Source organism: Streptomyces lincolnensis, assembly GCF_001685355.1.
Lineage (GTDB): Bacteria > Actinomycetota > Actinomycetes > Streptomycetales > Streptomycetaceae > Streptomyces > Streptomyces lincolnensis.
Genome location: NZ_CP016438.1, coordinates 8165595 through 8187547, shown reverse-complemented (window position 1 = coordinate 8187547; position 21953 = coordinate 8165595). Strand labels below are relative to the sequence as shown.

Sequence of the window (21953 nt, the reverse complement as noted above, 5' to 3'; positions counted from 1 at the left end):
GCGCCACTCCTAGATGAGGTACTGACAGGTGGAGCGGGACACGTACGCGCCTTGACCGGCGTGTCCGGTGTACTCCCGCTCGGTGATGACGAGTTCGCCGCGCGAGAGGACGGTCTCGACACGGCCGGTGACGCGTTTGCCCTCGTACGCCGAGTAGTCGACGTTCATGTGGTGGGTCTCGACGGACAGCACCTGCTCGGCGTTCGGGTCGTAGATGACGATGTCGGCGTCCGCGCCCGGGGCGATGGTCCCCTTCTTCGGGTACATGCCGAACATCCGGGCCGGGGCGGCGCAGGCGATCTCGATCCAGCGGCGGCGGGTGAGGTGCCCGTCGACGACGGCCTGGTGGAGCAGGTCCATACGGTTCTCCACGCCCGGCAGGCCGTTGGGGATCTTGGAGAAGTCGCCGCGGCCGAGGTCCTTCTGGCCCACGAAGCAGAAGGGGCAGTGGTCGGTGGAGACGACCTGGAGGTCGTTGGTCCTCAGGCCCCGCCACAGTTTGGCCTGGTGCTCCTTCGGGCGCAGGGGCGTACTGCACACGTACTTGGAGCCCTCGAAGTCGGGCTCGGCCATGTTGTCCGTCGACAGGAACAGATACTGCGGGCAGGTCTCCCCGAAGACGTTCAGCCCCTCGTCGCGGGCCCGCGCCAGCTCGGCCACTGCCTCCATGGCCGAGACGTGCACGACGTACAGGGGGGCGCCCGCGACCTGCGCGAGCTTGATCGCACGGTGGGTGGCCTCGGCCTCCAGGAGCGACTTGCGGACCTCGCCGTGGTAGCGCGGATCGGTCTCGCCGCGGGCCAGGGCCTGTTCGACCAGGACGTCGATGGCGATGCCGTTCTCCGCGTGCATCATGGCCAGCGCGCCGTTCTCGGCGGAGCGCTGCATGGCGCGCAGGATCTGGCCGTCGTCGCTGTAGAAGACGCCGGGGTAGGCCATGAACTGCTTGAAGGAGGTGACGCCCTCCTCGACCAGCAGGTCCATCTCCTTGAGCGTGTCGTCGTTCACGTCGGCGACGATCATGTGGAAGGCGTAGTCGATCGCGCAGTTGCCCTCGGCCTTGGCGTGCCAGGCGTCGAGGCCCTCGCGCAGGGTGCGGCCGACGCTCTGCACCGCGAAGTCGACGATCGTCGTGGTGCCGCCCCAGGCCGCGGCCCGGGTGCCGGTCTCGAAGGTGTCGGAGGCGAAGGTGCCGCCGAACGGCAGCTCCATGTGGGTGTGGGCGTCGACGCCGCCCGGGATCACGTACTTCCCGGTGGCGTCGATGACGCGCTCCGCCGTCCAGGCCTCGGCGGTCGGGGTGCCGGAGGCCGCGAGCGCGACGACCCGGCCGTCTTCGATCAGGACGTCGGCGTGGATCTCGTCGGACGCGGTGATGACGAGGCCACCGCGGATGACGGTACGGCTACTCATGTTCCCTCTCCTGGTGTCGTACGAGTCGATCGATGCCGCCGGTCCGGCCCCTGTGCAGGGGGTGTCTGGGGGAGTCGGCAACCGACGGCAACGCGGCTGGGGGTGCCCCCTCTGGGGGAGTGCGTGCCAGACCCCGCGCCCCCGGCCGGATCCACAAGACCCCCTGAGAACCGACGGCGGTCCAGGACGCTTACGGGGCGGTCAGCGGGGTGTACGCGTCGGGACGGCGGTCGCGGTAGAACTGCCAGCGGTCGCGTACTTCGCGGAGCTTGTTGAGGTCGAGGTCGCGGACGACCAGTTCGGTCTCCTTGTCGCTGGCCACCTCGCCGACGAACTGGGCCTCCGGGTCGACGAAGTACGTCGTGCCGTAGAAGTCGTTGTCGCCGTACTCCTCGACCCCGACCCGGTTGATCGCGCCGACGAAGTACTCGTTGGCGACGGCCGCCGCCGGCTGTTCCAGCTGCCAGAGGTAGCCGGACAGGCCGCGCGAGGTGGCCGAGGGGTTGAAGACGATCTCGGCGCCCGCGAGCCCCAGCGCCCGCCAGCCCTCCGGGAAGTGGCGGTCGTAGCAGATGTAGACACCGATCCTGCCGACCTTGGTGTCGAAGACCGGCCAGCCGCTGTTGCCGGGGCGGAAGTAGAACTTCTCCCAGAAGCCCGGGACCTGGGGGATGTGGTGCTTGCGGTACTTGCCGAGGTAGGTGCCGTCGGCGTCGATCACGGCCGCCGTGTTGTAGAGGACGCCGGGCTGCTCCTCCTCGTACATGGGCAGGATCAGGACGATGCCCAGTTCCCGGGCCAGCGCCTGGAAGCGCTGGACGATCGGGCCGTCGGGGATCCGCTCGGCGTACTCGTAGAACGCCTTGTCCTGGACCTGGCAGAAGTACGGTCCGTAGAACAGCTCCTGGAAGCACAGGACTTGGGCACCCTGCGCGGCCGCGTCGCGGGCGGCCTGCTCGTGCACCTGGATCATCGATTCCTTGTCGCCGGTCCAGGCGGTCTGGAAGAGGGCGGCACGGATCACTGTGCTCATCGGGACCTCCGGTCGCTCGGTGTGCTGGGGCGGGCGTCGCGGCGAGAGTGCGTGCCGGGCGCCGCGGGGCAGAGGGCACTTCCGACGCCCGCCCCAGAAGGCTAGGAAGTCCGAAAGCCGGCTTTGAGTTGCACGGTGTCACGTCTGCGGGCGTCGGGCGTGCCACGGTGTCACCCTGTCGTGAGCCCATGTTTCACCGCCGTTTTCCCAGGTCGTCGCAGGTTTCAGCCCTGTTGCGCGTCGTGTGCGAGGAGCGCGATGTGCACGGATGCGGCCTGTTCGAAATCGTCGAGGTCGACACCGAGCCGCGTCTGTATCGCCTCCAGCCGGCGGTAGAGCGCCGGTCGCGAGACGTGGTGGAGCTGGGCGGTACGGGACTTGTTGCGTCCGGTGGCCAGATAGGTCCGCAGGACGGTGAGCAGGTCCTCCCCCGCCCCGCACAGCAGCCCGTCCAGCTCGCGCTCCGCGAAGGACTGCACATGCGGGTCGTCGCGCAGCAGCCGGATCAGCCCGCGCAGATGGACGTCCCTCAGCCGCACGACGGCGGGGAGGTCCAGCACGCCCGAGGAGTCCGCGACGGCGTCGGCCACGTGCTGGGCCTCGCGCAGACCGGCGGGGACGTCCTCCCAGACGATCCGCGGGTCGGCCGCGGCCACGACGGTCCGCGCGGCCCCGGAGCGCACCCGGGCCGCGAAGTTCGCCGTGAGCACCGCGGCGTCCTGGTCCCGGGCCAGGCTCAGCAGGACGGCGGTGGCGCCGTCGGCGAGTTCGGCGACGAGCCCGGGCAGGCCCACCAGCCGCAGGACCCGGTCGAGTTCGGCCGGATCGGCGTCCCGCACGACCAGCGGGACGAAGGTGCGCCGGTTGACCGGCAGTCCCGCCGCCCGCGCGCGGGGCAGCAGCTGCCGTGCCGGTACGACCCCGCTGACCAGGTCGGTCAGCAGGCTCTGCGCGGACTGTTCCTCCCAGGTGTGGGCGGAGTTCCCGCCGAGCATGCGGTGCAGCACGAGCGCCTCGGCGGCGCGGTCGGCGAGCAGCCGGCCGGTGGCGGTGTCGCCGCGGTAGCCGCACAGCACGATCCGGCCCCACCGCTCCCCGCGTCCGCCGAGCTCGGCGCGGATCCAGCCGTCGCCCTCGCTGCCGCCGGCCTGGCGGGCGATGCGCTCCCAGTCGCGCAGTACGTCGTCGACGGCGGACCGCTCCCCCGCCGTGGCCAGGACGCGGTGGGCGAGGTTGGTGACGACGACGGGACAGGCGCTGTGCTGGGCGATCTCGTCGAGCAGGCGTTGCAGCGGGGCGCCCGCGGTGATGAGTCCGGTGAGGGCGGTGCGTACCGCCTCGGACATGCTCACGGCGGCGAACTTGCGCCGCACCAGCCGGGCCTGCACCTCCTCGGTCAGTTCGGCGAAGGGGAACGGCCGGTGCAGGACGACCATGGGCAGCCCGCACCGCTCGGCCGCCCGGCGCATCACGTCCGGCGGGGCCGGGAAGGCCCGGCCGAGCCCGAGGACGACGGCGGCCGCCTCAGAGCGGTGCAGGGACTGGATGTACTCGGCCTGCTTGCCCGGGTCGCCGGCGAGGAGCACGCCGGTGGTGAGCACCATCTCGCCGCCGCTGAGCATCACGCCGACGTCCGGGGCCTCGGCGACATGCACCCAGCGCACCGGCCGGTCGAGCTGGCCGGCCCCGGCCACCACCTCGGGTTCCCCCGCGAGGACCCGCTCCAGGGTGAGGACCCGACGGACCGACAGGACCGGTTCGACAGGCTCCCAGATCTCCGAGATGGCGGCCATGGTGGTGTTTCCCTTGTTCGGGTCGGTGCTAGTGGATGCTCCTCAGAGCGCTCTCGAGGATCGCGGCGCCTTCCTCGGCCTCCGCGACGGTGAGGGACAGGGGCGGTGCGAGGCGCAGGGCGCTGGTGTTGTGGCCGCCGCCCTTGCCGATGAGCAGCCCGCCCGCGCGGGCCGCTTCGAGTACGGCGCTCGCGGCCTGCGGGTCGGCCTCGTCCGTGCCGGGTTTGACCAGCTCGATGCCGATCATGAGCCCCCGGCCGCGCACCTCCCGTACACCCGGGGTCTGCGCGGCGACGGCCCGCAGCCGCTCGATGAGCAGTCCGCCGACGCGCCGGGCGTTGCCCTGGAGGTCGTGCTCCAGCAGGTGAGCGAGGTTGGCGAGTCCGGCCGCCATGGTGATCTGGGTGCCGCCGAAGGTCGAGATGCTGTTGGCGTCCAGGCAGTTCATGATCTCGCCGCGCGCCACGACCCCGCCGATGGACATGCCGTTGCCGATGCCCTTGGCGAAGGTGACGATGTCCGGCGGGCCGCTGCGCGCATGGGCCTGCCAGCCCCAGAAGTGTTCGCCGGTGCGGCCCCAGCCGGTCTGCACCTCGTCGGCGATCCACAGGATGCCGTGCTCGGCCAGCACCTCGCGGAAGGCCGCGTACAGGCCGTCCGGCGGTGAGGTGAACCCGCCGACGCCCTGGATCGGTTCGGCGATCAGGGCCGCGGGTGGGCGGGTGTGGCCGAGCAGGTCCTTCAGGTCCTCGACGCAGGCCGCGATGAAGTCGTCGTCACTGAGGGAGGCGTACGGGCCGCGCGTGCGCACGCCGCCGTGGACGTAGAGCGTCTGGAGCGGGGACAGCGAGGTGGGCGACCAGCCGCGGTTGCCGGTGATGCCGACCGCGCTGAAGGAGCGGCCGTGGTAGCTGTTGCGCATCGCCAGGATCGTGTTGCTGCGGCGGTAGGTCGTCGCCAGCATCAGGGCCGTGTCGTTGGCCTCCGTGCCCGAGGTGGTGAAGAAGACCCGGGCGTCCGGGATGCCGCTCAACTGGGCGATCCGCTCGGCGAGTTCGACCATCGGGCGGTTCAGGTACAGGGTCGAGGAGTGCAGGATCCGCCCGGCCTGCTCGCTCACCGCCTTGGTCACCTCGGGCAGGGCGTGCGCGGTCATCGTGGTGAGGATGCCGCCGAAGAAGTCGAGGTACCTGGTGCCCTCGGCGTCCCAGACGTACCGGCCCTCGCCATGCGTGATCTCCAGGGGGTCCTCGTAGTAGAGGGCGAGCCAGTCGGGCAGGACGGCCCGGTGGCGGCCCAGCAGGTCCTTGGTCACGGCTGTACCAGCCCTTCGTAGGCGTCGGGACGGCGGTCGCGGTAGAAGGCCCACTGCTGCCGGACCTCTTCGATCAGGTCGAAGTCGAGGTCGCGGACGACGAGTTCCTCCGCCTTGTCGCTGGCGGTCTCGCCGACGAAGCGGCCGCGCGGGTCGACGAAGTACGAGGTCCCGTAGAAGTCGTTGTCCCCGTACTCCTCGACGCCGACCCGGTTGATCGCGGCGACGAAGTACTCGTTGGCGACGGCGGCGGCGGGCTGCTCCAGTTGCCAGAGGTGGGAAGAGAGACCGCGGTGGGTGGCGGATGGATTGTAGACCAACTGGGCGCCGTTGAGGCCGAGTTGGCGCCAGCCCTCCGGGAAGTGGCGGTCGTAGCAGATGTAGACGCCGACCTTGCCCACGGCGGTGTCGAAGACGGGCCAGCCGATGTTGCCCGGCTTGAAGTAGTACTTCTCCCAGAAGCCCTTGACCTGGGGGATGTGGTGCTTGCGGTACTTGCCGAGGACGGTGCCGTCGGCGTCGATCACGGCCGCGGTGTTGTAGTAGAAGCCGGACTGCTCGACCTCGAAGACCGGGACGACGATCACCATGCCGGTCTCGCGCGCGAGCTCCTGCATACGACGAGTGGTCGGCCCGTCGGGCACCGGCTCGGCCCAGCGGTAGTGCTCGGGCTCCTGGACCTGACAGAAGTAGGGGGCGTTGAAGACCTCCTGGAACCCGATGATCTTCGCGCCCTGCCGGGCCGCCTCGCGGGCGTGCTCCTCGTGTTTCGCCACCATGGACTCGGTGTCGCCGGTCCAGGTGGCCTGGACCAGAGCGGCGCGTACGACGTTGGCCATGAGCTGCTCCTTCGACGGGACGCCAGAGCCTCTACGCCCGTAGACACAGGTCGTAGAGGCACGAACGTAAGCCTCCCCGGCGGCCTTGCCAAGACCATCGTCGTTAACCCGCTGAGTCGATCACGTTTCACACCCCTGTGGGTGAGCGGCCGGGCCCGGACCGAGCCGGGACCGAGTCGATGACCAGCTTTGTTGGGAACCTGCCAGGCGGAATGTCAGGCGGGATGTCCGGCGACGCGGAGGGCGTGGACCAGGTCCCAGTGGCGCTCGTCCGAGACGCCTCGCGCGGCCGCCACGAGCAGCGGTACGAGCGTGCGCGGGTCGGGCTCGGCGCTGCGCGCGGCCTCCTCCGGGGTGCGGACCCGGACGTAGGCGTCGAGCAGGGCGTGGGCCTCGCGGTGGCGGCCGTCGCCGGTCATCGCGAGGACGGCCTGTCCGATCTCCACGGCGGGCCGCGCCACTCCCTGCCTGAGGATCTGCTCCCCGTCGGTGCCGCGCCCCGCCTCGGTCAGCGCGTCGGCGGCGGCGACGAGCCGGTCCGCGGGCAGCGAACCCGCCTCCCACAACAGCGTCGCCCAGTCGGCGCCGAGCCCGGCCCGCTGGAGTTCCACGGCGAGCAGCGGGTAGCGGGCGGCCGGCCAGTGCGCGATCTCGGCCAGCAACGCGTGCGCCTCACCGCTGCGCCCCTCCCCGCGCAGCCGCACCAACCGCTCGACGGTCCGGACCGTCTCCTCCCGGGCCCCCGCGTCCAGCGGCTCGGCCACCGGCCCGGCCGCCGCCCGCCGCGCCTGCGCGGCCCCGGCGAACCGCGCCCCCCGCGGACGCCGCCCACTGACCACGGGCGCCACCGGCAGCTCGGGCAGCTCCGGCGCGGCAGTCGGTGGTACGACGACGGGCGCGACCTCCTCCTCCACCATCCCGGCGAACCGCGCCCCACCTCGGCGCCGCTTGCGCTGCTTGGCCGGCTCCGCGGGGGCCTCCGGCGGTTGGGCGGCGGGGGGTGGGGAGTGCGGGGACTGGGGGTCGAGAGAGCGGGGTGCGTACTCGACCTCGGGGGTGGGAGCTTGCGGGGTCGATCCGGCCGAGGTCGGGGGGAGCTGGTCGCGGGATCGGGGGGCGAATTCGCCATAGGCGGGGGCTTCCGGCGCCTGCTCAGCAGGCCTCGGAGCCGGGTGGTGCCGGTCGAGGGCCTGAGGGGCGTACTCGGGCGCGAGTCCCGGCCGGGTGTCGCGCTGCTGGGGCATGGTGGGGAATCCGCCGGCGTGCGTGTCCCCGTACGGGCCGCTGCTCTCGTGGGAGGCGTCGGCGTCCCAGCGGGTCCGGTCCGGACGCTGCTCGAACGCCCCGCGCCCTTGCGTCCCCGCCCCGAAGGACTCGTCCGAGTGGGAGCGGGCCCCGCGAAACCCCTCCGTGTCCGGACGCGCTCCGAACACGCCGTCCTGCTCCGAGTCGTCGCGTGTCGCGGGAAAGCTCTCGGCGGCCGGTCCGTAGCGGCTGTCGATGCGGAACGGCGGACCGGCGCGGCCCTCGGTTCGGGTGCGGGGGATCTCCGGGGTCGGGGCGCCGGTGGTGCGGCGGTCCAGGTCGGCCATCCGGGAGCTCAGTTCCGCGCAGCGGCGGGTCGCGCGGGCGTGGTCGTCGCGGGCCCAGGCGAGGTCGAGGCGGAGGGCGTCGGCCTCCTCGCGGGTGGCGGCGGAGGCGAGCAACCGTCCGAGTTCGGCCTGCCGTTCGGCGGCGTAGCGCTGCTCGCGGAGCATGACGTCGAACCGGTCGCCGAGGGCGTCCCGGCCGCCGGGCCTGGCGTCGTGGGCCACGAGTGCCTCGGCGTGCAGGAGGCGGGCGCGTTCCGCCTCGGTGGCGGCGACGGTCTGGCCGTACTCCGCCGCGAGGTCCTGGAGGAGCGCCTCCACCACGTCCCAGGGTGGTATCTCCGCGCCGTCGAGACAGGCCTGCATGCCGTCGGGGTCGCGCTGCCAGAACACCCCGCACCAGCCGCCGCCCTGGTCCAGGCGTGCCAGCAGTGCGTTCAGGTGGTTCGCGAACTCCCTCACCCGATCGGGGAGTTGATCCACAGCCATCCCCAACTCCCGCCCGACCGGAACACTCCGGTTCCGTAGGCAACACCAGCCGTGTTACGGGACTGCTACGGGGAGTTTTCCGGCGCAGTGCGGGCACCTCATCACGCGGTCCCGGCCGGTGCGCGTCGGCCGCCCCGCGCGGCCCTCACACGGGCACCGGCGCACACAGTACGGCCAGTTCGTCCATGGACAGGCCGAGGGCCCGCGCCAACGCGGCGACCGTGAAGAAGGCCGGCGTCGGAGCCCGGCCGGTCTCGATCTTCCGCAGCGTCTCGGGAGAGATACCGGCGACGGCCGCGATCTCCGTCATGCTGCGGCCGCCGCGGGCCTCACGCAGCAGCAGCCCGAGCCGCTCGCCGCGTTCGCGTTCTTCAGGAGTGAGAGGGGTGCGCACCATGTCACCATTCTAATACCGGTATAGTAATTGGCATGGTGGAGCTGAAGACAGACACATCGATCGACGCCATGTACGAGGCGGGCCAGGTCGTCGGGCGTGCCCTGACGGCCGTACACAAGGCCGCCGACGTGGGCGTTTCCCTGCTGGAACTGGACGAGGTGGCGCACGACGTGCTGCGTGGGGCGGACGCGACGTCGCCGTTCCTCGGCTACCGGCCGTCCTTCGCGCCCACGCCCTTCCCGGCGGTGATCTGCGCCTCCGTGAACGACGCGATCGTGCACGGCATCCCGACCGGCTACCGGCTGCGGGACGGCGACCTGGTCTCGATCGACTGCGGTGCCCAACTGGGCGGCTGGGCGGGCGACTCGGCGATCAGCTTCGTCGTCGGCAAGCCCCGCCCCGCCGACGTACGGCTGATCGAGACCGCCGAGCGGGCCCTGGCCGCGGGCATCGAGGCGGCCGTCGTGGGCAACCGCATCGGGGACATCGCGCACGCGATCGGCACGGTCTGCCGCACCGGCGGCTACGGCATCCCGGACGGCTTCGGCGGCCACGGCATCGGCCGCCGTATGCACGAGGACCCCCCGGTGCCGAACGAGGGCCGCCCCCGGCGCGGGATGCCGCTGCGGCGCGGCATGGTCCTCGCGATCGAGCCCATGCTCATCGCCGGCGGAACGGACGGCTATCACGAGGCACCGGACGGATGGACCCTCAAGACGAACGACCGCTCCCGCGCGGCCCATGTCGAGCACACGGTGGCCATCACCGACTCGGGGCCACGGATCCTGACGGCCCGCTGAGACACGACGAGGGGGGCGGCACCGTCGGTGGTCCGGCCGGCGTCGTCCCGGAGATCTCTGAAGGTGCCCGCGCCCCCCGTTCGTGCGAAGGTGTTCTACGAACGCGCGCCCCAGGTGTAACCGGCTCCCACCCGGGTTACCCGACCCCGGCACGTCGATCAGCGAGGGCGTCCCAGGCCCCGCAGGGACGCCGGATGGGAACGCCATGACCAGCGGCTTCACCGGACCGGAGGGCTACGACGCCTTCGGAGAATTCCTCGCCCGCTTCTTCGGCGGACCACGCCCCGGCCCCCGCCAGATCGACATCGGCAGGCTGCTCAGCCAGCCCGCGAGGGAGCTGGTGCGGGGTGCCGCCCAGTACGCCGCCGAGCACGGCAGCCGGGACCTGGACACCCAGCATCTGCTGCGGGCCGCGCTGGCCGCCGAGCCGACCCGCACCCTGCTCAGCCGCGCCGGCGCGGATCCCGACTCGCTGGCCACCGAGATCGACGAGCGCTCCGGGCCGGTCCAGCACCCGCCGGGCGAGGTGCCGCCGCCGACCTCGCTCTCCCTGACCCCGGCCGCCAAGCGTGCCCTGCTGGACGCGCACGACCTGGCGCGTTCGCGCGGCGCCGGCCACATCGGCCCGGAACACGTGCTCAGCGCGCTGGCCTCGAACCCCGACTCGGCGGCCGGGCACATCCTCAACTCGGCCCGGTTCGCGCCCTCGGACCTGCCCCCTCAGACGGCATCGGACGCCCCGCAGTCCCGCCCCGAGCGCCCGCGCGACACGGGCACGCCCACCCTCGACAAGTACGGCCGCGACCTCACCGACCTGGCCCGCCAGGGCCGTATCGACCCGGTGATCGGCCGGGACGACGTCATCGAGCAGACCATCGAGGTGCTCTCGCGGCGCGGCAAGAACAACCCGGTGCTCATCGGGGACGCGGGCGTGGGCAAGACCGCCGTCGTGGAGGGTCTGGCACAGCGCATCTCCGAGAACGACATCCCGGACGTCCTCGTCGGGCGACGGGTGGTAGCCCTGGACCTGACGGGTGTGGTGGCGGGCACCCGCTACCGGGGCGACTTCGAGGAGCGGCTGAACACCATCGTCGGTGAGATCCGTTCCCACTCCGCCGAGTTGATCGTCTTCATCGACGAGCTGCACACCGTCGTCGGCGCCGGAGGCGGCGGCGAGGGCGGCTCCCTGGACGCCGGCAACATCCTCAAGCCGGCGCTGGCCCGCGGTGAGTTGCACATCGTGGGCGCGACCACGCTGGAGGAGTTCCGCCGGATCGAGAAGGACGCGGCGCTGGCCCGCCGTTTCCAGCCGATCCTGGTCCCGGAGCCCACCACCGCGGACGCCCTGGAGATCCTGCGCGGCCTGCGCGACCGCTACGAGGCCCACCACCAGGTCCGCTACACCGACGAGGCGCTGGTGGCCGCCGTCGAGCTGTCCGACCGCTACCTCACCGACCGCCGCCTGCCGGACAAGGCGATCGACCTCATCGACCAGGCCGGCGCCCGGGTACGGCTGCGCGCCCGCACCAAGGGCACGGACGTCCGGGCGATGGAGCGCGAGGTCGAGCAGCTCGTCCGGGACAAGGACCAGGCCGTCGCCGACGAGCAGTACGAGCAGGCCATGCAACTGCGCGACCGCATCGGCGACTTGAAGACGCGTATCGCCGAGGTGGCGGGCGACGGCGCGGCCGACGAGGGCCAGCACCTGGAGGTCACCGCCGAGGCCGTCGCGGAGGTCGTCTCCCGGCAGACCGGCATCCCGGTGAGCAGCCTCACCGAGGAGGAGAAGGACCGCCTGCTCGGCCTGGAGCGGCACCTGCACGAGCGGGTCGTCGGCCAGGACGAGGCCGTACGGGTCGTCGCGGACGCCGTCATGCGCTCCCGCGCCGGGCTCGCCAGCCCGGCCCGCCCGATCGGCAGCTTCCTGTTCCTCGGCCCGACCGGTGTCGGCAAGACCGAGCTGGCCCGGGCGCTTGCCGAGTCCCTGTTCGGCAGCGAGGAGCGCATGGTCCGCCTGGACATGAGCGAGTACCAGGAACGCCACACCGTCAGCCGCCTCATCGGCGCCCCGCCCGGCTACGTCGGCCACGAGGAGGCGGGCCAGCTCACCGAGGTCGTCCGCAGGCACCCGTACTCACTGCTTCTGCTGGACGAGGTGGAGAAGGCCCACCCGGACGTCTTCAACATCCTCCTCCAGGTCCTCGACGACGGGCGCCTGACCGACTCCCAGGGCCGCACGGTCGACTTCACCAACACGGTCATCGTCATGACCAGCAACCTCGGCTCCGAGGCCATCACCCGACGCGGCGCCGGCATCGGCTTCGGCGCGGGCGGCGCCGAAGCCGACGAGGAGGCCCGCCGCGAGCAGATCCTGCGTCCCCTGCGCGAGCACTTCCGACCCGAGTTCCTCAACCGCATCGACGAGATCGTGGTCTTCCGGCAGCTGACGGGCGATCAACTCCGGGAGATCACCAGCCTGTTGCTGGAACAGACCCGCCGCCTGGTCCATGCCCAGGGCATCACCCTCGACTTCACCGGCACCGCCGTCGACTGGCTGGCCGAACGCGGCTACCAGCCCGAGTACGGCGCCCGCCCCCTGCGCCGCACCATCCAGCGGGAGGTCGACAACGAACTCTCCCGGCTGCTCCTGAACGGCACGATCGAAGAGGGCAGCAGGGTGACGGTGGACGTGGAGGAGGGCCACTTGTCGTTCCGCCAGTGAGCGCGGTGGGCCGTCCGGCTGTCACAGGGAGATGGGACCGAAGTCGGCGGCGGTCTGGGCCAGTGCACGCAGGGCGGGGCCGTCGTCGGTGGATCGCCATGTGAGGGCCCAGTGCATGGTGGGAGCGTCGTGAACGGGGAGGAAGACGATGCCCGGGGGACTGTTGTAGCGGGCGGCTATCTCGCCCAGCGGGTGGACACACTGTCCGGAGGCGACCAGGGACAGAATCTCGTGGAAGGTCCGCGCGGCGGGCCCGCGCGGGATACGGCGGCCGAGCGGCGTACGCGTGGGGACCATGGCCGAGACCCAGTACTCCGGGGCGTCGGGGCCGAAGTCGACGACATGGTTGTCGCCGAGGTCCTCCAGCGACGCGGTGCCGCGCTCGGCCAGCGGATGGTCCGCCGCCACGGCGAGCACCCGGCCTCCGGTCAGCAAGGTCGGGCCGACCGTGAGGTCCGGTTCGGCCACCGGAAGCCACAGCACGTGCGCGTCGTGCTCTCCGGAGCGCAGCGCTGTGAACGGGTCGCTGCCGTTGATCTCGCCGAACGTGACATCGCTGCCGGGGTGGCGGGAGCGGAAGGCCTCGATGAGGGGGCGCAGTTCGTGGCCGGCGTGGCCGAACACCCCCAGGCGCAGGGTCTGCCGCGTCCGTGCGCCGGCCGCTTCGGCGCGGGCGAGCCCCTCCCGTAGGAGGTCGACGGCTTGCTGGAGGTCCTCGCGAAGGCGTCGGCCGACCGGGGTCAGGGTCACGCGTCGGCTGGTGCGGTCGAACAGCACGACGCCGAGGTGCCGTTCCTGTTTGGCGATGGCCTGACTGACGCGGGCCTGGGACACATGAAGCCGCTCCGCGGTGCGGCCGAAGTGCAGTTCCTCGGCCAGGGTCAGGAAGATCTCGATGTCACGCAGCTCCATGCACAACCCCCATCCATGCATAACCACCACGTTATGAATAGCCCAAGGAACCTTACCTTGTTCCGCTGTTCGCCCGCGCCGATGCTGGATCCATCACCACCGGACAGGCGGCACCCGCCTGACACACACATCGATGGGGGAAAAACCGATGGGCGACACGCGGGCCCTCGCCGATCGCGTCGAGATCGAGGCGCTGCGAGCCGAACTCACGGACGCGGTGATGATGCGTGACTTCGACCGCGCCGTCTCGCTGTTCACACCCGAGGGCGTGATGCGCTGGCCGCACATCGACAAGGAGTTCGTCGGCCGCGAGGAGATCCGCGCGGGGATCGAGTGGGGCCAGTCGCTCTGGGAGTTCTTCGTGCAGAACGTCCACCCGGGCGTCATCCGGCTGGACGGCGACACCGCGGTCGGCCGGGCGTACATCCAGGAGTTCGGACGGATGCGCGACGGCAGCTCGCACCTCAACTACGCCTTGTACCACGACCGTTACGAGCGAACCGCCGACGGCTGGAAGTTCGGCGAACGCGTCTACGAGGTCCGGTACCTGGACGCCACCCCGCTCCACGGCTCGGCGCCGGAGCGCCTCGCCTGACCGTCCCGCACGCCGTCACGGCGTGCCAAGTCGACATCCTGCGCGCCAAGTCGACGTCTTGCGTGCGCGAATTCCTGACAGCGGACCTGATTGCGGAGGAGAGAAACCATGGCTGAGAACACCGAAGTCGTCGTGATCGGCGGCGGTTACGCCGGGGTCATGGCGGCCAACCGGCTGACACAGCGCGACGACGTGAGCGTGACGCTGATCAACGCCCGCCCGGACTTCGTCGAGCGGATCCGACTGCACCAGCTGGCGGGCGGGACGCACGCGGCCGTCAACGACTACCGGAAGGTCCTGGGCGAGCGCGTCCGGCTGGTGGTCGACACCGTGACCCGGATCGACGCGACGGGACGCGGGGTGGAGCTGGCGAGCGGCGGCACGGTCGGTTACGACTACCTGATCTACGCGGTGGGCAGCGGCAGCGCCGACCCGGGCGTGCCCGGAGCCGCCGAGTTCGCCCACCCGATCGCCACGTTCGAGGAGGCGCGGCGGCTGCGGTCGGTCCTCGACGCCGCTCCCGCCACGGCCCCGGTGACGGTGGTCGGAGCCGGTCCGACCGGCATCGAGACCGCCGCCGAACTGGCGGAGGCGGGCCGCACCGTGACCCTGGTCTGCGGCGGGCCGCTCGGCCCCTATCTGCACCCGAAGGGCCGCCGCTCGCTCGCCAAGCGGCTGGCCGGCCTCGGTGTGAGCGTGTTGCAGGGCCCCGGCACGAAGGTCACGGAGGTGAGCGGCGACGCCGTGCGGCTCGGCGACGGCCGTGAACTGCCGAGCGGGGTCACCATCTGGACCGCCGGGTTCGGCGTGCCGGACCTGGCCGCCCGCAGCGGGCTCAGCACCGACACCCTGGGCCGCCTGCTCACCGACGAGACCCTGACGAGCGTCGACGACGAGCGGATCGTCGCCGCCGGGGACTCGGCGGCACCGTCGGACATGCCGTTCCGGATGAGCTGCCAGGCCGCGGGCCCGCTGGGCGCACACGCCGCCGACACGGTGCTCAGCCGCATCGCGAGCAAGCGGCCCACACCGATCGACCTGGGGTTCGCCGGCCAGTGCATCAGCCTGGGGCGCCGCACGGGCATGTTCCAGTTCGCCCACAAGGACGACACCGCCAAGCGGCTCCACGTCGGCGGCCGAACAGGCGCGAAGGTGAAGGAACTCGTGTGCCGGCTCACCGTCAAGCAGCTGGTGGACGAGGCACGCAAGCCCGGCTCCCACACCTGGGCCAAGGGCGAGCAGGGCCGCCGACTGCTCCGGGCCCAGCGCCGGGAGACGGCGGCCACCGCCGAGCAGTCCGTCTGAACCACGATCACCCACCGCGCAAGACCCACTATCGACACACGCACTGGACAGGGGTTCAGCCATGATTCTGATCACCGGGGCCACCGGCGTCGTCGGCCGGGAAACCGTCCGCCTCCTGGTCGAGGGGGGAGCGAAAGTCGCCGCCGTCACCCGCGACCCGCACGCCGAACTCCCCGCGGGTACCCAGCTCGTCCACCCCGCGAAGGTTTCCGCCCTCGACAGCGTGGAGGCCGTCCTGCTCAGCCCGCGGGCCGCCGGATCCACCGCTGTCGACCTGTTGGCCCACGCCCGCGAGACGGGCGCGGCAAGAGTGGTCGTGCTGTCCGCCGTGACCGTGCAGTACCCGGCCGGGCACGCGCGCTTCCGGCAGCAGTTCCACGCGGTCGAGGACATCGCCAAAGGAAGCGGCCTGGACTGGACGCTCCTGCGCTGCGCCGACTTCGCCGCCAACACCCTGGCCTGGGCCGGGCAGATCCGGGCCACCGGGACCGTGCGGGGGGCGTACCCGCACGCGAGGACCTCGACCGTCGACGAGCGTGACATCGCCGCCGTGGCCGCCCTCGCCCTGACCCACCCGCAGCACCGCGGTCAGACGTACCTGCTCACCGGAGAGGAGTCGCTGAGCCAGCCGGAGAAGGTCGCCGCGCTCGGCGCCGCGCTCGACCGGACACTGTCGTTCGTCGAGGCCGCGCCGGACGAGATCCGCCGCGGCATGCTCGCCGCCGGCCTGCCCGACGAGGTACCCGACCGGCTGCTCGGCTCGCTGGCCGACTACGCCCGCGAAGCCGGGCCCACCACCGACACCGTACGGCGGCTGCTGGGCCGCCCGGCGCGCTCGTATGCCACCTGGGCGCAGGACCACCATGCCGCCTTCACCGCGGGAGGAACCCGATGAGACTCACGATCGTGGCCGCCACCGGCGGTGTCGGACGGCACCTGGTCGAGCAGGCGGTGGCCGGCGGGCATGACGTCACCGCCGTGGCCCGCCGCCCGCGTGAGCTGCCGGGCGGCGTCCGGACGGTCGCCGCCGACCTCACCGAACCCGATGTGGGGGCGGCGCTCGCCGAGGCGGTACGCGGCGCCGACGCCGTCCTGTCCGCGCTCGGCCCGCGCAACCCGCGCGCGGACGCGGGCATCACCTCGCGCGGCACCCGCGCGATCGTCGCGGCGATGCACGCCGAGCACGTCCGGCGGATCGTCGTCGTCAGCGCCGCACCCGTCGGACCGGTGCCGGTGCCGGGCCGGCCGACGCCACCCAGACACGATCCCGGCGACGGCTTCTTCATGCGCCACCTGGGAGTCCCGTTCACCCGGGCGATGTTCGGCCGGCACTACGCCGACCTCGCCGTGACCGAGCAGATCCTGCGCGACAGCGGACTGGAGTGGACGGTGTCGCGCCCGCCCAAGCTCACCGACAAGCCCCTGACCGGCACGTACCGGACCGCGTGGAACCGCAACATCAGGGGAGGGTTCTCCGTGTCACGCGCCGATGTCGCCCACCACATGCTCGCCATGGTGAACCAGGCGGACACCATCGAGCAGGTCGTGGGCATCGCGAACTGACGAAAAAGACCGACGACCCGGCTCCCACACGCCTACCGGCACCTACAGGCAACTACGGCGCGGGGTGCACCACTTGCGCAGACCCCCCACCCCGTCGCACGGTCTCGGCCGCCGCAAGCCACTTACCGCCGGGCAGCCGCTGCACACCGGTCGCCGCCCCGATCTCGGGATTCAGCCGGAACGCATGGCCGATGGCCTCCAGCTGCCCCCTCAACCCGCTGTTGTACAGCCCCGGTTCCAGCTCGGTCTGCGCCGCGTTCCGCTGGCTGGCCCGCGGAGCGGCGATCGCGTCCACCAGCGGCAGCCCGCGATCGAGGAACCCGGTCAGCACCTGCAACACCGTGGTGATGATGGTCGCCCCACCGGGTGAACCCACAGCCACCACAGGCTTGTTGTGCTGGTCCAGAACGATCGTCGGCGCGATCGACGACCGCGGCCGCTTCCCCGGCCCCGGCAGGTTCGGGTCGTGCACGGCCGGGTTGGCGGGGGCGAAGGAGAAGTCCGTCAGCTCGTTGTTGAGGATGAACCCACGCCCCGGGACGGTGATCCCACTGCCGCCCGTCTGCTCGATGGTCAGCGTGTAGGAGACGACGTTCCCCCACTTGTCGGCCGCCGTCAGATGCGTGGTGTTCTCCCCCTCGTACGTCGTGGGAGCCGCCGTCCCGCCCGCGGAGCAGTCCGCGGGATCACGCGGGTCCCCCGGCGCCACCGGGCTGGTGAGCACCGCGTCGTCCTTGATGAGGCAGGCCCGGGAGTCGGCGAACCGCTGCGACAGCAGTCCCTTCGTCGGCACGCCCTCGAAGGCGGGGTCGCCGACCCAGCGTCCCCGGTCCGCGAACGCGACCCGGCTGGCCTCGATGAAGCGGTGCAGGTACCGGACCTCGCTCGCCTTGCCCAGGTCGGTGTTCTCCAGGATGTTGAGGGCCTCGCCGACCGTCGTGCCGCCGGAGGAGGAGGGCGCGATGGAGTAGACACCGAGCCCGCGGTAGGTGGTCCTCGTCGGCTTCTGGAACTTGGCGCTGTAGGCCGCGAGGTCCTTCTCGGACAGGTCGCCCGGGCGGGCGTTCCATCCCGAAGCCGGGTCCACCGGCGGGTGGTTCACGGTGTCGAGGATGTCGTCGCCGAGGTCGCCGTGGTAGATCGCGCCGACGCCCTTCCTGGCCAACTCGGCGTAGGTGCGGGCGAGATCGGGGTTCTTGAAGGTGGATCCGACGACCGGCAGCCGCCCGCCGGGCAGGAACAGCTTCGTGGTGTCCGGGAAGTACCGGAACCGGGTCTCGTTCGACGCGGTCTGCGAGCGGAACGTGTCGTCGACGACGAATCCGTCACGGGCGATCCGCTCGGCGGGCTTGAGGACGCTGCCGAGCGATCTGCTGCCCCACTTGTCGAGCGCCCTGGCCCAGGTGGCGGGCGTGCCCGGCGTCCCGACGCTCAGACCGCTGCTCACGGCGTCGGCGAAGGCGAGCGGCTTGCCGTTCTCCAGGAACAGGTCGGAGCCGGCCGTCAGCGGTGCCGTCTCCCGGCCGTCGATGGTGTGCACCGTACGGGACTTGGCGTCGTAGTAGACGAAGTAGCCGCCTCCGCCGATACCGGAGGAGTACGGCTCGGTGACGCCGAGCGCGGCGGCGGTGGCGACGGCCGCGTCGACGGCGTTGCCGCCCTTCTTCAGGACCTCGATGCCGGCGGCGGAGGCGTCCGCGTCGACACTGGCGACGGCACCGCCGTAGCCGACGGCCACGGGTGTTTTCGCGGGTGTGCTCCGCTCGGCGGGTGGCGCCGCCGCCCCCACCGACACCACGGCGGCCGAGACCGCCAGTACCGTGAGTTTCCGCGCGACAGGGCGACGCATGCGTACCTCCAGTCCAGGACCGTCCGCGCAGCGTAACCACATCGCCGTGGCCCTGACAGCCCCCATCGGGCCAGGTGTCATACGAACGCCACACATCGAACACCGGTACGTACCAGTGGCGTGGGCCCGCTAGCATGCGCGCCCATGAATGACGACGTGCGCAACATCGTTCTGGGTGTCGTGGCCGCCGGTGTCAGCGCGGCGCTCGGCTGGATCGCCCGGACCTACCTGTGGAAGCGGAAGCTCCGCCGCAAGCAGGCCTTCTTCGGGCTGCCCGACAACTCCGAGTCGCTGCTGGTGGTGAACCGCGGAGCCGCCGGCCCCGACCTGGCGGTGATGCGCTACGACGTGTTCGCGCTGCTCGAACTGGCCGCCCTGATCAAGGACTGCAACGCGCACGCGCAGGTGGTCCCGCACGACATGGCCCGTCAGGGCTTCGGCGAGCGCACCGAGTTCTGCGTCGGCGGCCCGGCCTCGAACCGCCGTATGGCGGCCCATCTGTCCTCGCTGCTGCCCGGGGTGCGGGTGAACGTGGACGCCGAGCCGACCCCGGACCGCGGCGCCTTCCAGATCGGCCCGGAGCGCTATCGGGTGGAGGTCGGCAGGGTCGAGTACGCGCTCCTGGCCCGGCTCACCGTCGACCAGAGCCACGGGACCCGGCCGGTCTTCCTCTTCTGCGGCCAGACCGCGATCACCAACCAGGCCCTGACCCGCTATCTGGCCCGCAACCACGAACGGCTGAGCCGCAAGTACGGCAACGCGGGCTTCGTCCTGCTGCTGAAGGTCGTCAACTCCCAGGCCTACGGCCCCGATGTCGTCGAACTCGTCGCGGACGTCACCCGCGAGGCACAGGCACCGCTGCCGGCACCCGCCGCTCCACGCAACTCCCACCGCTCCACCTGAGTTTCAGCACATTCCAGCAATCGTTACTCCCACGTAACTTACCGACGGGTTACCTGCGGTAAGAGAGCGAGGTTACCGTCTGGTCACTTTGCATTGACACGAGTAGGGAGTGACCCGTGGGACACCCTCGCAAGGCCCTGCGTACGACCGCCGTGGGCGCCGTCTCGGCGACGCTGATCGCCGGTGGCGTCCTGACGGGCACCTCCACCGCGACGGCGGCGACCGGCATCCGCTTCGTCGACATCACCGGCGACGGCGGCACCGTCCTGAAGGCGAACGTCCTCACACCGGCCGGCGCCGACGGCACCCGCCGCTACCCGCTGCTCGTGCTCCCCACGAGCTGGGGCCTGCCCCAGGTCGAGTACCTCGCCCAGGCCCAGAAGCTCGCCAACTCCGGCTATGTCGTGGTCAGTTACAACGTGCGCGGCTTCTGGCAGTCGGGCGGCGAGATAGAAGTCGCGGGCCCGCCCGACACGGCCGACGCCTCCAAGGTCATCGACTGGGCGCTCGCGAACACCCCGTCCGACGCACACCGGGTCGGCATGTCGGGCGTCTCGTACGGCGCCGGCATCAGTCTGCTCACCGCGGCGAAGGACAGCCGCGTGAAGGCGGTCGCCGCCCTCAGCGGCTGGGCGGACCTGATCGACTCGATCTACTCGGGCCGCACCCAGCACGTCCAGGCCGCCGGCCTGCTGGACGGCGCGAGCCTGGTCACCGGCCGGCAGAGCGCCGAACTCCGGGGGATCTTCGACGACTTCTACGCGTCGAACCTGTCGAGGGAACAAGTCATGATCGACTGGGGGAAGAAACGTTCGGCCGCCACATATGTGGACCAGCTGAACAAGCATGACACCGCGGTCATGATGGCCAACGCCTGGGGCGACACGATCTTCCCGCCCAACCAGTACGCGGACTTCTACGAGAAGCTGACCGGCCCGAAGCGGCTGGAGTTCCGCCCGGGCGACCACGCGACCGCCGAGCTCACCGGCCTGTTCGGCCTGCCCAACGACGTGTGGACCGACACCGAGCGCTGGTTCGACCACTACCTCAGGGGCGAGGACAACGGGATCGACCGCGAGCTGCCGGTCCGGCTCAAGTCCCGTTCCACGGGCGGTTACGAGGGCTATCCCAGCTGGAAGTCGGTCGGCGAGACCCGCAGGAAGATCGCCCTCGCGGGCACCACCACGATCCGCGCCAACGTCGACTCCGGCGCGAACGGCGGGGTCGTCTTCCTCTCCAGCATCCTCGACCAGGTCGCCCAGCTGCCCCCGGTCGCCTCGATCCCGCTGCTCCCCCGACGCTGGGCCGCCGTATGGCAGTCGGAGAAGTACCCGAGCGCCCAACGGGTGCGCGGCACCGCGAAGTTGCACACCACCCTCACCCCGACCAAGGAGAGCGGCACCCTCGTCGCCTACCTCTACGACGTGGGGCCGCTCGGCCTCGGCAAGCTGGTCTCCAACGCGCCGTACACCTTCCACGGGCGGACACCCGGGAAGCCGTTCGACGTCGATCTGGAGCTGTTCTCCACGGCCTACGACGTCCCGGCAGGGCACCGACTGGCCCTGGTGGTCGACACGGTCGACCCGCTCTATGTCGAGCACAACCCGTCCGGCGCGCAGCTGACCTTCTCCTCGCCGGTGAACGACCCGTCGTACGTGTCGGTCCCGCTGCGCGAGCAGTGATCTCCGGCCGGCGCCGGTCGGGTATGAGCTCGGTGAGCTGCCACCCCCCTTACGGTCCCGGGGCCGTGGGGGGACCCCCACCCGGCAGCAACGCCCCTGGTCGGTCCATGGGGACGAACGCCACATCGTAGTCGAGGCCATGGAACACGGTGCGCACTCCCCCGCTCAACGGATCGACGGCCATGCCCAGCCCTACCCACTCTCAGCTGTGTCGTAGGTGCCGCAAACTATCCGGGCAAGATCGGAGTTAAGGGACGACACGCACCTATCGGGCATTAGCCGTATTTACGTCGGACTGTGGGCCACGGTTTCACTCCTCGGCGACCTCGGCGTACAGCTGCGAGAGCTCGGGCGCCCCGCTCGCGGCCCACTCGTGGCCGGTGGCCACGACATCGAACTCGCGCCCGGAGGCGAGCCGGATCACGGGCTGGCCGTCCGGCCTCAGATCCCAGGCAGCACCGGGGACGGTCCGCACGATGACCGTGCCGAGGTAGAGCCCGGCGTCGTTGCCGAGCCAGTGCAGCACCTCCTCGTCGTCCCGCCAGCGCGGCACCAACTGGTCCAGGGCCTCCAACGAGGCGGCCGTGTCGTCGAGTTGGACGCCCTCCTGGGACGCCTGGGAGCGCAGCAGCTCGCACTCGGAGAGGAGTTCGGCGATGCCCTCGGGGTCGGGGGTGCCGGGTTTCTCGCTCCGGTTGCCCAGAAAAGGGATCTTCATATGCCCAGCGTGTCACTCACCCCGCCGCGCGCACCA

18 protein-coding genes are annotated in these 21953 nt (G+C 71.4%); 8 read left to right on the top strand and 10 right to left on the bottom strand.

Translation table 11 applies throughout. From position 1 onward, the window contains the following. Nucleotides 1-9: 9 nt before the first annotated feature. From hydA to SLINC_RS36130, 7 genes are all read right to left on the bottom strand, one after another. Nucleotides 10-1413: a dihydropyrimidinase gene (gene hydA / locus SLINC_RS36160; protein ID WP_067442446.1), complete on the bottom strand. Its 1404-nt coding sequence runs from the start codon at nucleotides 1411-1413 to the stop codon at nucleotides 10-12. Nucleotides 1414-1603: 190 nt separating this feature from the next. Then, entirely contained in the window at nucleotides 1604-2446 is an 843-nt protein-coding gene (locus SLINC_RS36155) for a nitrilase-related carbon-nitrogen hydrolase (protein ID WP_067442444.1), read from the bottom strand. A 224-nt stretch (nucleotides 2447-2670) separates the two neighbouring features. Continuing rightward, entirely contained in the window at nucleotides 2671-4239 is a 1569-nt protein-coding gene (locus SLINC_RS36150; RefSeq protein ID WP_067442442.1) for a PucR family transcriptional regulator, read from the bottom strand. A gap of 28 nt (nucleotides 4240-4267) precedes the next feature. Further along, on the bottom strand, nucleotides 4268-5554 hold the full coding sequence (locus SLINC_RS36145; RefSeq protein WP_067442440.1) for an aspartate aminotransferase family protein: 1287 nt from the start codon (nucleotides 5552-5554) through the stop codon (nucleotides 4268-4270). Beyond that, nucleotides 5551-6393, bottom strand: a complete 843-nt coding sequence (locus SLINC_RS36140; protein WP_067442438.1) for a nitrilase-related carbon-nitrogen hydrolase — start codon at nucleotides 6391-6393, stop codon at nucleotides 5551-5553. Before SLINC_RS36140 ends, SLINC_RS36145 begins: the two co-directional genes overlap by 4 nt. Nucleotides 6394-6608: 215 nt before the next feature. Further along, nucleotides 6609-8471, bottom strand: a complete 1863-nt coding sequence (locus SLINC_RS36135; RefSeq protein WP_067442436.1) for a hypothetical protein — start codon at nucleotides 8469-8471, stop codon at nucleotides 6609-6611. A gap of 145 nt (nucleotides 8472-8616) precedes the next feature. Beyond that, entirely contained in the window at nucleotides 8617-8868 is a 252-nt protein-coding gene (locus tag SLINC_RS36130; RefSeq protein WP_067442434.1) for a helix-turn-helix domain-containing protein, read from the bottom strand. Nucleotides 8869-8900: 32 nt separating this feature from the next. Between SLINC_RS36130 and map the strand changes: the two genes are divergently transcribed. Both map and SLINC_RS36120 read left to right on the top strand, forming a co-directional pair. Next, on the top strand, nucleotides 8901-9668 hold the full coding sequence (gene map / locus SLINC_RS36125; protein WP_067442431.1) for a type I methionyl aminopeptidase: 768 nt from the start codon (nucleotides 8901-8903) through the stop codon (nucleotides 9666-9668). 205 nt (nucleotides 9669-9873) lie between these two features. Next, complete coding sequence (locus SLINC_RS36120; RefSeq protein ID WP_067442429.1) at nucleotides 9874-12390, top strand: ATP-dependent Clp protease ATP-binding subunit; 2517 nt, start codon at nucleotides 9874-9876, stop codon at nucleotides 12388-12390. A gap of 21 nt (nucleotides 12391-12411) precedes the next feature. Here SLINC_RS36120 and SLINC_RS36115 read toward each other — a convergent pair whose 3' ends face one another. Continuing rightward, nucleotides 12412-13302 (bottom strand): LysR family transcriptional regulator, encoded by an 891-nt coding sequence (locus SLINC_RS36115; RefSeq protein WP_067442427.1) that lies wholly within the window; start codon nucleotides 13300-13302, stop codon nucleotides 12412-12414. Between the two features lie 148 nt (nucleotides 13303-13450). Here SLINC_RS36115 and SLINC_RS36110 point away from each other — a divergent pair, with 148 nt between their 5' ends. The 4 genes from SLINC_RS36110 (at nucleotide 13451) to SLINC_RS36095 (ending at nucleotide 16765) form a co-directional block, all read left to right on the top strand. Beyond that, complete coding sequence (locus tag SLINC_RS36110) at nucleotides 13451-13897, top strand: nuclear transport factor 2 family protein (RefSeq protein ID WP_067442425.1); 447 nt, start codon at nucleotides 13451-13453, stop codon at nucleotides 13895-13897. 108 nt (nucleotides 13898-14005) lie between these two features. After that, nucleotides 14006-15202: an NAD(P)/FAD-dependent oxidoreductase gene (locus SLINC_RS36105; protein ID WP_067442422.1), complete on the top strand. Its 1197-nt coding sequence runs from the start codon at nucleotides 14006-14008 to the stop codon at nucleotides 15200-15202. Between the two features lie 61 nt (nucleotides 15203-15263). Next, a complete protein-coding gene (locus SLINC_RS36100) occupies nucleotides 15264-16097 on the top strand; it encodes an NAD(P)H-binding protein (protein ID WP_067442420.1) in 834 nt (277 codons plus the stop codon). Further along, complete coding sequence (locus SLINC_RS36095) at nucleotides 16094-16765, top strand: NAD(P)-dependent oxidoreductase (RefSeq protein ID WP_067442418.1); 672 nt, start codon at nucleotides 16094-16096, stop codon at nucleotides 16763-16765. The genes SLINC_RS36100 and SLINC_RS36095 overlap by 4 nt, the downstream gene beginning before the upstream one ends. Before the next feature lie 52 nt (nucleotides 16766-16817). Here SLINC_RS36095 and ggt read toward each other — a convergent pair whose 3' ends face one another. Then, the gene (ggt, locus tag SLINC_RS36090; protein ID WP_182449243.1) at nucleotides 16818-18614 is read right to left on the bottom strand and encodes a gamma-glutamyltransferase; all 1797 of its coding nucleotides are present in this window, start codon (nucleotides 18612-18614) and stop codon (nucleotides 16818-16820) included. A 144-nt stretch (nucleotides 18615-18758) separates the two neighbouring features. Between ggt and SLINC_RS36085 the strand changes: the two genes are divergently transcribed. Continuing rightward, a complete protein-coding gene (locus SLINC_RS36085; protein WP_079164907.1) occupies nucleotides 18759-19517 on the top strand; it encodes a hypothetical protein in 759 nt (252 codons plus the stop codon). Between the two features lie 116 nt (nucleotides 19518-19633). Next, a complete protein-coding gene (locus SLINC_RS36080) occupies nucleotides 19634-21199 on the top strand; it encodes a CocE/NonD family hydrolase (RefSeq protein ID WP_067442414.1) in 1566 nt (521 codons plus the stop codon). Nucleotides 21200-21509: 310 nt separating this feature from the next. On the opposite strand, the gene SLINC_RS36075 is transcribed toward SLINC_RS36080, so the two are convergent. Continuing rightward, a complete protein-coding gene (locus tag SLINC_RS36075; protein ID WP_067442412.1) occupies nucleotides 21510-21917 on the bottom strand; it encodes a DUF6278 family protein in 408 nt (135 codons plus the stop codon). Nucleotides 21918-21953: the final 36 nt, after the last annotated feature.

What these genes read in the sequence shown, in the direction of transcription:
- hydA (WP_067442446.1), bottom strand. Translation starts at nt 1,413, where the DNA reads ATGAGTAGCCGTACCGTCATCCGCGGTGGCCTCGTCATCACCGCGTCC.
- SLINC_RS36155 (WP_067442444.1), bottom strand. Translation starts at nt 2,446, where the DNA reads ATGAGCACAGTGATCCGTGCCGCCCTCTTCCAGACCGCCTGGACCGGC.
- SLINC_RS36150 (WP_067442442.1), bottom strand. Translation starts at nt 4,239, where the DNA reads ATGGCCGCCATCTCGGAGATCTGGGAGCCTGTCGAACCGGTCCTGTCG.
- SLINC_RS36140 (WP_067442438.1), bottom strand. Translation starts at nt 6,393, where the DNA reads ATGGCCAACGTCGTACGCGCCGCTCTGGTCCAGGCCACCTGGACCGGC.
- SLINC_RS36135 (WP_067442436.1), bottom strand. Translation starts at nt 8,471, where the DNA reads ATGGCTGTGGATCAACTCCCCGATCGGGTGAGGGAGTTCGCGAACCAC.
- SLINC_RS36130 (WP_067442434.1), bottom strand. Translation starts at nt 8,868, where the DNA reads ATGGTGCGCACCCCTCTCACTCCTGAAGAACGCGAACGCGGCGAGCGG.
- map (WP_067442431.1), top strand. Translation starts at nt 8,901, where the DNA reads ATGGTGGAGCTGAAGACAGACACATCGATCGACGCCATGTACGAGGCG.
- SLINC_RS36120 (WP_067442429.1), top strand. Translation starts at nt 9,874, where the DNA reads ATGACCAGCGGCTTCACCGGACCGGAGGGCTACGACGCCTTCGGAGAA.
- SLINC_RS36115 (WP_067442427.1), bottom strand. Translation starts at nt 13,302, where the DNA reads ATGGAGCTGCGTGACATCGAGATCTTCCTGACCCTGGCCGAGGAACTG.
- SLINC_RS36110 (WP_067442425.1), top strand. Translation starts at nt 13,451, where the DNA reads ATGGGCGACACGCGGGCCCTCGCCGATCGCGTCGAGATCGAGGCGCTG.
- SLINC_RS36105 (WP_067442422.1), top strand. Translation starts at nt 14,006, where the DNA reads ATGGCTGAGAACACCGAAGTCGTCGTGATCGGCGGCGGTTACGCCGGG.
- SLINC_RS36100 (WP_067442420.1), top strand. Translation starts at nt 15,264, where the DNA reads ATGATTCTGATCACCGGGGCCACCGGCGTCGTCGGCCGGGAAACCGTC.
- SLINC_RS36095 (WP_067442418.1), top strand. Translation starts at nt 16,094, where the DNA reads ATGAGACTCACGATCGTGGCCGCCACCGGCGGTGTCGGACGGCACCTG.
- ggt (WP_182449243.1), bottom strand. Translation starts at nt 18,614, where the DNA reads ATGCGTCGCCCTGTCGCGCGGAAACTCACGGTACTGGCGGTCTCGGCC.
- SLINC_RS36085 (WP_079164907.1), top strand. Translation starts at nt 18,759, where the DNA reads ATGAATGACGACGTGCGCAACATCGTTCTGGGTGTCGTGGCCGCCGGT.
- SLINC_RS36075 (WP_067442412.1), bottom strand. Translation starts at nt 21,917, where the DNA reads ATGAAGATCCCTTTTCTGGGCAACCGGAGCGAGAAACCCGGCACCCCC.